Source organism: Gemmatimonadota bacterium (assembly GCA_030747075.1).
Classification (GTDB): domain Bacteria; phylum ARS69; class ARS69; order ARS69; family ARS69; genus ARS69.
The window spans coordinates 38,749-48,545 of the sequence record JASLLL010000019.1 but is presented as its reverse complement, the minus strand read 5'-3'; the positions used below and the strand labels follow the sequence as shown (position 1 = coordinate 48,545).

General features: G+C 67.2%; 7 protein-coding genes. 3 read left to right on the top strand and 4 right to left on the bottom strand.

Going from position 1 to position 9,797, the window contains the following annotated elements:
- The 3 genes from QF819_07485 to QF819_07475 form a co-directional block, all read left to right on the top strand.
- Positions 1–760: hypothetical protein (locus tag QF819_07485; protein MDP6803000.1), on the top strand; the 760-nt coding region annotated here is incomplete at its 5' end.
- 163 nt (positions 761–923) lie between these two features.
- Positions 924–2,357, top strand: coding sequence for a sigma-54 dependent transcriptional regulator (locus QF819_07480; protein MDP6802999.1), 1,434 nt, complete (start codon positions 924–926; stop codon positions 2,355–2,357).
- A 255-nt stretch (positions 2,358–2,612) separates the two neighbouring features.
- Entirely contained in the window at positions 2,613–5,738 is a 3,126-nt protein-coding gene (locus QF819_07475) for an FG-GAP-like repeat-containing protein (protein ID MDP6802998.1), read from the top strand.
- A 1-nt stretch (position 5,739) separates the two neighbouring features.
- Here QF819_07475 and mce read toward each other — a convergent pair whose 3' ends face one another.
- The 4 genes from mce to QF819_07455 are packed head-to-tail and all read right to left on the bottom strand — an operon-like array spanning position 5,740 to position 9,792.
- Positions 5,740–6,159 (bottom strand): methylmalonyl-CoA epimerase, encoded by a 420-nt coding sequence (mce, locus tag QF819_07470; GenBank protein MDP6802997.1) that lies wholly within the window; start codon positions 6,157–6,159, stop codon positions 5,740–5,742.
- On the bottom strand, positions 6,156–7,751 hold the full coding sequence (locus QF819_07465; GenBank protein ID MDP6802996.1) for a methylmalonyl-CoA mutase family protein: 1,596 nt from the start codon (positions 7,749–7,751) through the stop codon (positions 6,156–6,158). Before QF819_07465 ends, mce begins: the two co-directional genes overlap by 4 nt.
- Positions 7,748–8,278 carry a biotin/lipoyl-containing protein gene (locus tag QF819_07460; protein MDP6802995.1) on the bottom strand — a complete coding sequence of 177 codons (531 nt, stop codon included), beginning with the start codon at positions 8,276–8,278 and terminating at the stop codon, positions 7,748–7,750. Before QF819_07460 ends, QF819_07465 begins: the two co-directional genes overlap by 4 nt.
- A complete protein-coding gene (locus QF819_07455) occupies positions 8,275–9,792 on the bottom strand; it encodes an acetyl-CoA carboxylase biotin carboxylase subunit (protein ID MDP6802994.1) in 1,518 nt (505 codons plus the stop codon). The genes QF819_07460 and QF819_07455 overlap by 4 nt, the downstream gene beginning before the upstream one ends.
- Positions 9,793–9,797 lie beyond the last annotated feature (5 nt).

The following is a 9,797-nucleotide window of genomic DNA, read 5'->3' as shown; positions in this document are numbered from 1 at the left end:
GGGGGTGGGGGGGTGGGTTGTGGGGCGTGGCGGGGGGGCGGCTGGTTGGGGGGGGGGGGGGGGCGGGGACTCTCACGCGTCGGCGGAGGCTCTGGCGGCGCTGGCCGTCTCCGGGCACTCGCCCGAAGAGCAGGCGACACAGGCACTGGAGCGGCATCTCGCGGGCTGCCCGTGCTGTCGGGCAGAGCTGACTGTGGCCCGGGAGGCGATCGCAAGGGTTCGCTCGCCGCTATTCCGTCTGGGGGAGCGCGTGCGTGCACTCCTGCCCTCCGGAGGCGTATGGGGCACGCCGGGTCCCGCGTGGAGGGCGTTGGCTCTGGTACTGCTGGTCCCGGCGGTGCTGGGACTCTGGCGGATGGGGAACCGGCCGCCCTCCCCACAGGGGGGCGGCGTGTCGGTCCTGTTCCTGGCGGCGCCGGTCCGTTCCGCGGAGGGAACGATTCCAACCGTCCGGATCCGGGCCGGTCAGGCGCTGCAGCCCATTCTTGTGCAGGCGACGGACCCTGACTGGGCCGATCTGGAGTCGGATCACCGTGTTTGCGTGAGGATTCTCCGGGCAGAGGATTCCACGGCCCGGGAGGTGTGGGCGCATGCGGGGTCGGCCGCAAGCCTCATCGATCTTGCGCGCGCGGCGATTGCCGTGATGGTGCCGACGGCCGTCCTTTCCCCGGGAGAGTATGAGTTGTCGGTCGAGGCGGAAGATCCCGCAGGGCCTCCTCTGAGCCGTAGGTTCCGGGTGGCGGAGGCTTCAGGCGGATAGCGGCCCCGCCGTGAGACATTCTGGCGGAGCGTGAGAGAATGTGAAATCGCGGTGTTTCGGCGTAAACATTGATGTGTCTGGTGCGACAGAGGAACAGATGGGCGGCCCGCGGGTGTGCGGGGGTCGCCGTCATTGACCAGCGGCCCGACATAGCGAGGGGACGATGACTCAGGCGGGGAATGGAACGGACATCCTCCTGATCGAACCGGAGGAGAGCACTCGTCGGCATCTTCGCCGACTGCTGGGGGCCGGGCGGACGCTGCATGAGGCGTCGTCGGGGGAGGAGGGCCTGGAGGTCTTCGGGGAGACGGCCCCGGATCTGGTGGTGATGGAAGTGCGCCTGCCCGACCGGAGCGGTCTGGAAGTGCTGAAAGCCATCCGGAAGATGGACCGCTGCGTGCCGTGCGTCGTGTTGAGCCGGGAGGCGGATCCGAGGGCGGTTGTCCGGGCGCTGGGCTGCGGCGCGAACGACTACCTGTCGAAGGCGGACGGCTGGGCGGAGGAGATCCCCGAGAGCGTGAAGGGACTGCTGAAGGCGGCTCGTGAATCCAGGCGTTCGGAGCCGCTGCCGTCCCCGGCGCCGGTTCCGGAGTGCGTGGAGGCGATGGTCGGGGAGTCGGCCGCCATGATGGTGCTGCGGGAGAAGATCGCCCGGATCGCGGCGGCTCCGGTGAATGTCGTCGTGCGGGGCGAGTCGGGGTCGGGGAAGGAACTGGTGGCGCGACAGGTTCACGCGCTCTCCGCGCGCCGCGACGGGAACTTCGTCGATCTGCTGATCCCTGGGCTTCCGGAGACGCTTCTCATGGACGAACTCTTCGGGCACGAGAAGGGGTCCTTCACGAACGGAGACTCGGAGCGCATCGGACATGTGGAGGCGGCCGACGGCGGGACGCTCATGCTGGACGAAATCGCCGAACTTCCGAACGACGCGCAGGTGGCCCTCCTGCGGGTGCTTCAGGAGAAGACTTTTCGCAGGATCGGCGGGGATGCGCGGAAGGTGCGCCGGTCGGACTTCCGGGTGATCTCGGTGACGCAGGAAGACCTGAGGGATCTCTGCGAGCGCGGGGCCTTTCGGAGAGATCTGCACTTCCGGCTGAGGCAAGTGGAGATCGTGGTGCCGCCGCTGCGGGAGCGTCTGGACGATGTGCCGATCTTGGCGGAGCACTTCCTCCTGCGGCATCGGGGTTGGCTCGGGGACTGGGCGAGGGGTTTCACGCCGGGCGCCATCCGCAAGCTGAGCGAGTGGGAGTACCGCGAGAACAATGTGCGCGAGCTGGAGAACCTCGTGATTGAGCTGATCTGCCGGGGAGAAGGCCACAAGGTGGAAGCGTCCGTGGTGAGCCTCGCGCTGGATGAGCGGCAGGGGGCGGCGCTCGGGTGTGCGGACTTCACCCTGCCGGACGGGTGGATGGGACTTTCGTACCATGAGGCTTCCGGCCATGTGCAGGATGCATTCCAGCGCCGGTACCTGGAACATGCGCTGCACCGATCGCACGGGGTCGTGAAGGAGGCCGCGCGCCTCGCCGACATCCCGCGCCAGAGCTTCAGCCGAATGCTCTCCCGCCATGGGATGAGCCGGAGGAAGCGGAAGGGCTGACCCGCTTGCCTCTCTCCGGCGTTTCGTGGGACAATGCACGCAGCGGCCCCCTTCGCAGCTTCGCATCTTGAGAGAAACGCCATGGCTCGCATTTCTACCCGGACTTTTGTCGCAGTCTTTGCTCTTTGCGGGCAACTCACGCTGTCGTTGGCCGCCTCCGCCGCGCCCCCCCGGGGGGAATCCGCAGTCGAACCACCCTGGGCCGACCGTCCCCCGACTGCCTGCGAAGTCCGGTACCCCGGCGGGGTGCCCCGCATGGGCCACGCATCCAATCTCTGGCCGGACGGCGTGGTGCCGTATGATTTCGACGCGGGGATCTCGTCGGGGGAACAGAGTCAGACCCGGCAGGCCATGGACAGACTGGAAGCGGTCGCGGCGGTGCTCTTCATCCCGCGCACGACGGAATCCGCCTATCTGCACTTCGGCGAGTACGGAGGCAACTGGTCGTATGTCGGGCGGCAGGGCGGCGCGCAGGATATCAGCATCTACAACTGGAACTACCCGCTCATCATCTGCCACGAGATCATGCACGCGCTGGGTGTGTGGCATGAGCAGCAGCGCACCGATCGCGACACTTATGTCCAGATCAACTGGGGGAACATCGAGGCGGGCGCGTCGGGGAACTTCTTCATTCAGTCGGGGTCGACCACCTACGGGGTCTACGATTTCGACTCAGTGATGCATTACGGCCAGTACGACTTCAGTACGAACCCCGGTTTCCTCACGACGATCGATGTGCTGCCACCGAATGTGGCGTGGCAGTCGTTGATCGGACAGCGCGATCACCTGAGTGACGGCGATCAGGCGGGGCTGTGGCACCTGTACCCCTGCACGACGAACCCGTCGGGCGTGGTCCCGGCGGCGACCCTTCTGACCCCCAACGGCGGGGAGGCCTGGTGCGCCCTTTCCACGCAGACGATCTCCTGGTCGGAGGGAACGGGCATCCCAACGCTCTACGATGTGGAGTTCTCCACAGACGGGGGGGGCACCTGGGCGCCGGTTGAGAGCGGCACCTCGTCGGGGGGTGGCTCCGTGTCCTGGTATGTTCCCGACGCGCCGACCGCTTCCGGCCGGGTTCGGGTGGTGCTGGAGAGTTGTGGCGGAACCGACGCGGACACGACGGATGCGGACTTCAGCATTCTCCCGGCCGCAGCGCCCGCGCCGTCGGTCACCGTGCCGAACGGGGGAGAGGTCTGGCCCGCGGGATCGGTGCAGGCGATCACCTGGACCAATGCGTCCTGCCCGGAGACGAACACGACAGTCTCCCTTTCCACCGACTCCGGGGTCAGCTGGTCGACCGTCATCGTGCTGTCCGGAGCGGCCGCTTCGGCGGGTTCCCATGACTGGACCTTGCCGGCCTCGGCAACGGCAGCCGGGAGGATCCGGGTTCGGACGGAGAACGACGCGGGCATGGCGGAAGATGCGAGCGATGCGGACTTCACCATCACCGGTGCGCCGGTCGCGGCGGTGACGGTGCCCTCGGGAGGGGAAGTCTGGGCCGCGGGTTCCACGCATGAGATCATCTGGACGAACTCCGGCGGACTGGCGACCACCTATGCCGTGGACCTGTCGCTGGACGGGGGAGCGTCCTGGTCACCGGTGTCGGCGGATGCGCCCGTCCCCGCCGAGCCCGCGCACTTGTGGACGCTGCCGGACACGGCGGGAGCCGCCAGGGTTCGCGTATCGCTGGCCAATGCGGCGGGGACCCACTCCGCGGCAAGCCCCGCATTCACGATGGTGTCACCCGCGGGTGCGGGGTTCGTGAATGTGGCCCATGGCGTGGCGGCTTCCACCGGCAGCGGGCAGGGTGTCACCTGGGGTGACGACGATGCGGACGGGGACCTGGATCTCTTCGTGACGGAGACGCTGAGCGCGAACCGCCTTCTGGCCAATGACGGTTGGGGAGACTTGTCGGACGCGACGCCTGCCGGACTGGAGGGTCTTGGGGAGAACAGCGGGGCCGCAGTCCGCGCGGACTACGACAACGATGGCGACCCGGACCTCTATGTCACGGTACGAGGCGGGGCGAACCATCTCTTCCGAAACGACGGAGGGGTCTATGCGGAGGCCACCGCCGGGCCTGAGGGAGACGCGGGCGCGGGTGCGAGCGCGGCTTGGGCGGACTACGACCGCGACGGATGGGTGGATCTCTATGTGGTGAACGAGATGGCGCCCAACCTGCTCCTTCGGAACACGGGAGCGGGGTTTGCCGACGCCACGGTCTCTCCACTCGATGACTCGGGTTTCGGGACGCAGGCCACCTGGGCGGACATCGACGACGACGGCGATCCGGATCTGTATCTCGCGAATCTGGGGCCGAACCGGCTCTATCGGAATGACGGGGGCGGTGTCTTTGTGGACATCACCACCCCGGAGCTGGCCGGGGCGGCCGGGAGTTACGGAGCGCTCTTCGCGGACTTCGACAATGACGCGGACTTTGATCTGTATGTCGCCAACACGGGCGCGGCCAATGTCCTCCTGACGAACGACGGTTTCGGGGCCTTCACGGATACGACCTCCCCTCCTCTGGACGATGCGGGTTCGGCGTACGGCGTGGCCGCCGCGGACTACGACAGCGACGGCGACATGGACCTTTTCGTCGGGAACTCGGGGAGCGCGGATCGCCTGTTCCGAAACGAGGGCGCGGGAGCTTTCGTGAATGTGGCTACCGGGGATCTGGCGGGATCCGGCAATGCCCGGGGAGCGGCCTGGGGGGACGCGGACGGAGATGGCGACCTGGATCTCTTCGTCGCGAACTCGGGGAGCGCGGATGTTCTGTTGCAGAACTTCGCGTCGGGAACGAACCACTGGATCCATGTGACGCTTCACGGGACTTCTTCCAACGCCAGTGCGATCGGCGCGCGGGTGCGGGTGGTCTCGGGCGGCGTGTCCCGGATTCGCCAGGTCTCCGGTGGATCCGGCTATCTCTCGCAGGAGTCGCTGGCGCTGGAGTTCGGGCTGGGGAGCGCGACGGTCGTGGATACGCTGGAGGTGCGCTGGCCGGACGGGACGCTGCAGACCCTCGGCGCATTCGTCGCGGACCAGTGGATCTCGATCGTTGAGACCGACGCGACGGACGCGGAGAGCGGCATTCTGCTTCCATCGCGGGCCGCGCTTCTTCCCGGAAGTCCGAATCCCTTCTCGGGAAGCGTGACGCTCCGGTACGACCTCCCCCTTGCCGGGGTGGTCTCCCTGCGCGTGTACGATGTCGCCGGGCGCATGGTGCGAACGGTGGCGCAAGAGCGGAAGGAGGCGGGTCGGCACGGGGTTGTCTGGGACGGCCGCACCGACGGGGGAGGCATGACGGCCGCGGGCATTTACTTCGTGCGGTATGAGGCGGGCGGGCACGCGGAAACGAAGCGACTCGTGCGGTTGCGGTAGGCTACGCCCGCTCGATCAGTTCCACGAGCACGCCCGCACACGAGCGCGGATGCAGAAACGCGATTCGCGAACCGCCCGCGCCATCGCGGGGTTCCCGGTCGATGAGTTCCACCCCGGCGTCTTCCAGTTCGCGCAGCGTCCGCGAGAGGTCTTCCACGCGAACCGTCACATGATGCAGCCCGGGCCCGCGTCGGGTCAGGTGCTTCGCGACCGGGCTGTCGTCTCGCGTCGCGCCGAGGAGTTCCAGTTCTCCGCCGCCCGCGTCCAGTTTCACGACGCGGACTCCCTGATCCGCCACCTCTTCCTCTTCGACAACCGTCATGCCGAGGAGTCGTTCGAAGACATCCCGAGCCGCATCCAGGTCCTCCACGGCAATCCCGACATGGTCGATTCCGCGGTACCGTCCTTCGCGCTTTGTCATGACCCGCTCCCCGGCCGGTACACTCCCCATACATCGCGGAGCGCGTGGCAGATTTCTCCGAGACCGGCTTCGACACGCACCGCCTCCACGATCGACTCCACCACGGGACCTTCACCGGATGCCGCATCTTTCACGGCCCGAAGCGCCTCCTCCACGGCCACCGGGTCCCGCGCGGCCTTCCGGGCCTGAAGCGCACGGCACTGCGCACTCTCCGCTCCGGGATCCACCTCGAAGAGAGCGGGCGCGTTCCCGAGATCGGATTCCTCGTGGACATTGACCCCGACGACGCGCGCATCTCCGGACTCCACCGCCATCTGGTGGCGATAGGCGGCTTCCTCGATCTCCCGCTGCTGGAACCCTGCCTCGATGGCGGCGAGCGCCCCGCCCATCTTGTCGATCCGCGCCAGGTATTCCACCGCGCGCGTTTCGATCTGCGTGGTCAGTCCCTCCACGAGCGTACTGCCGCCCAGCGGGTCCACCGCGTCCGCGACACCGCTTTCCTCGGCGATCACCTGTTGTGTGCGGAGTGCGAGGCGTGCGGACTCCTCGGACGGCAGTGCGAGCGCCTCGTCAAAGGAGTTGGTGTGCAGGCTCTGCGTGCCCCCGAGGACGGCGGCCAGGGCCTGAAGGGTGACCCGCGGCACATTGTTCAGCGGCTGCTGCGCCGCCAGCGTGGACCCGGCGGTTTGCGTATGGAAGCGGAGCATCATGGAGCGGGGGTTCCGCGCGCCGAACTCGTCGCGCATCATGCCGGCCCACAGTCTTCGGGCAGCGCGGAACTTGGCGATCTCCTCGAAGAAGTGATTGTGCACATTGAAGAAGAACGAGAGGCGCGGTGCGAACTCGTCCACGGCCAGCCCCGCGGCGAGTCCGGCCGTGACATATTCCCGGGCGTTGGCCAGCGTGAAGGCGACTTCCTGCACCGCGGTGGAACCGGCCTCGCGGATGTGGTAGCCGGAAATGGAAATGGTGTTCCACTTCGGCATGCGCTGACTGCAGAACCGAAAGATGTCGGAAGTGAGCCGAAGCGACGGGCGCGGCGGAAAGATGTAGGTTCCTCGGGCGATATACTCTTTCAGGATGTCGTTTTGGACAGTGCCGGTGAGCAGCGCGGGATCCACGCCGCGCCTCTCGGCGAGCACCACCAGCATTCCGAGAAGCACCGCCGCGGTGGAGTTGATCGTCATGGAGATGGACACGCGATCGAGCGGGATTCCGTCAAGGAGCGTGTCGAGGTCCGCCACGGTGTCGATGGCAACGCCGGTGCGGCCGACTTCTCCGCGAGCAAGCGGGTCGTCGGAGTCGTATCCCATCTGCGTGGGAAGATCGAACGCGACCGAGAGCCCCGTCCCGCCGCTTTCCAGCAAGAGCCGGAAGCGCCGGTTGGTCTCCGCGCTGGTGCCGAAGCCCGAATACTGGCGCATGGTCCAGAGGCGGCCGCGGTACATACCGGGGCGGACACCACGCGTGTAGGGGAAGTCCCCGGGGGCGGAGCCGTCTGACGCAGCGGCGTCGTCCGCGGGCCAGACGGCCGGGATCTCGATGCCGGAGGGAGTGGCGAAGCCTCGCTTCCGCTCCTCCGCGTTGCTCACGACTCCTCCCCGGGCTGGATGGAGACGAGCACGGCTCCGCTTTCCACAGTATCCCCGGCGGCGACATGCACCACATCCACGACCCCGTCGCTTTCGGAAGTGAGTTCGTTCTGCATCTTCATGGCTTCCAGTACCAGGACGGGCTGCCCGGTGGTGACTGTTTCGCCGGGCTTCACCAGCACCTCCACAACCACTCCCGGCATCGGGGCCAGTACATCCAGCGCGCCGGAGCCCGTGCCTTCGGTGAACGCCGCCAGTGCGCGGCCGACTTCGTCCTGCACGCGAAGCACGATGCGTTCTCCGTCGAGAGACACGGTGATCTCGTCGCCCTCGCGGGAGAGCACCATCTCGCGGCTGTGCCCGTCGAGGAGGAGCGAGTGGAGCGAAGGTGCGGAAATCACGCGCAGATCCGCATCGACCGGCTCCCCGTCGAGGTGAAGCACCAGCACGCCGTCCTTCTCCTCGAGATCGACGACGCGTTCCTTCCCCTTGTAGTCCACGAAGTAGCGAATGCCGGAGTTGCTCATGACCGGCCTCCCAGTGCGCGCGCGCGTCCGATGCGGACCCACGGTGGAAGCCCGCCGTCGCCGCCTGCCGAACCTGCGGCGGGGCGCGTCTCTCCTTGCGCACGATGCGCGAAGATGGCGGCGGCGATCACCGCGACATCCTCTCGCCGTCCGAACCCGATGCCCGCGGGCTGGTACTCTTCCTGATGAGCTTCCAGCCAGTTCGTGTTGACGCGGTTCTCGCGGAAGTCCGGATGCTCGAGAATCCAGCGGAGATAGGGAATGTTGGTGATCGGGCCTTCCATGCGGTATTCGATCAGTGCCCGCAGCATCCGCACGCGGGCTTCTTCGCGGGTGGCGCCGTGCGTGATGAGCTTGGCAAGCATGGGATCGTAGAAAATGGGAACTTCAAAGCCCGGATAGACCCCGCCATCGTTGCGGACGCCGGGCCCGGAGGGAAGCCGCATGAACTCGATGGTCCCGACGGAAGGCAGGAAGCCGCGCGCCGGATCCTCGGCGTAGATGCGGCACTCGATGGCGTGTCCGCGTGGCGCGATCTTGTCCGCGATGGAGAGCGGTTCTCCCGCGGCAACGCGCACCTGTTCCTTCACGAGATCGACGCCGGTCGTCTCTTCCGTGACGGGATGCTCCACCTGGAGACGCGTATTCATCTCCAGGAAGTAGTAGGAGCCGTCGGGTGCGAGCAGGAACTCCACCGTTCCCGCGTTCACATACCCCGCGGCCTCCGCCGCACGCACCGCGACTTCGCCGAAGTCCCGCCGCCGTTCGTCGCCCAGACTGGGGCTGGGGGCCTCCTCGATGACCTTCTGGTGTCTGCGCTGGAGAGAGCACTCACGCTCTCCCACGAAGACGGTCCGGCCGTGGGTGTCCGCGATGATCTGGGCTTCCACATGGCGTGGGCGTTCGATCAGCTTCTCGATAAGGATGTCCCCGCTTCCGAAAGAGGACTCCGCTTCGCCGCGAGTCATGCGGAGCGCCGCTTCCAGTTCCTCTTCCGTGTGGACGGCGCGCATGCCCTTCCCGCCGCCGCCTTTCGCCGCCTTGAGGAGGACCGGGTAGCCGACTTGGGAGGCGACGCCGCTCGCTTCTTCGTTCGTGACCGGACCGTCGCTGCCCGGAACGACGGGGACTCCCGCCTTCTTCGCACGGTCCTTGGCTTCCGCCTTGTCCCCCATGGCGGTGATGGCTTCCGGCGGCGGCCCGATGAACGCGACTCCCGCATCTGCGCAAGCTGCCGCAAACTCCGCATTCTCCGCAAGGAAGCCGTAGCCGGGGTGGATGGCCTCTGCACCGGTGGTGCGTGCCGCGTTGAGGACCTTGCCGATGTCGAGGTAGCTCTCCGCGGCCGGAGACGGACCGATGGACACGGCTTCATCGGCGAGCAGTACATGCAGCGCCGTTCGGTCCGCCTCGGAATGCACGGCGACCGACTGGATTCCCATGTCGCGAAGAGCGCGGATGACACGAACGGCGATCTCGCCCCGGTTCGCAATCAGTACCTTGCCGAATGGCATGGCGG

Coding starts and splice junctions, on each gene's coding strand:
- QF819_07455 (MDP6802994.1), bottom strand. CDS start 9,792: ATGCCATTCGGCAAGGTACTGATTGCGAACCGGGGCGAGATCGCCGTT.
- mce (MDP6802997.1), bottom strand. CDS start 6,159: ATGACAAAGCGCGAAGGACGGTACCGCGGAATCGACCATGTCGGGATT.
- QF819_07475 (MDP6802998.1), top strand. CDS start 2,613: ATGGGCCACGCATCCAATCTCTGGCCGGACGGCGTGGTGCCGTATGAT.
- QF819_07480 (MDP6802999.1), top strand. CDS start 924: ATGACTCAGGCGGGGAATGGAACGGACATCCTCCTGATCGAACCGGAG.
- QF819_07460 (MDP6802995.1), bottom strand. CDS start 8,278: ATGAGCAACTCCGGCATTCGCTACTTCGTGGACTACAAGGGGAAGGAA.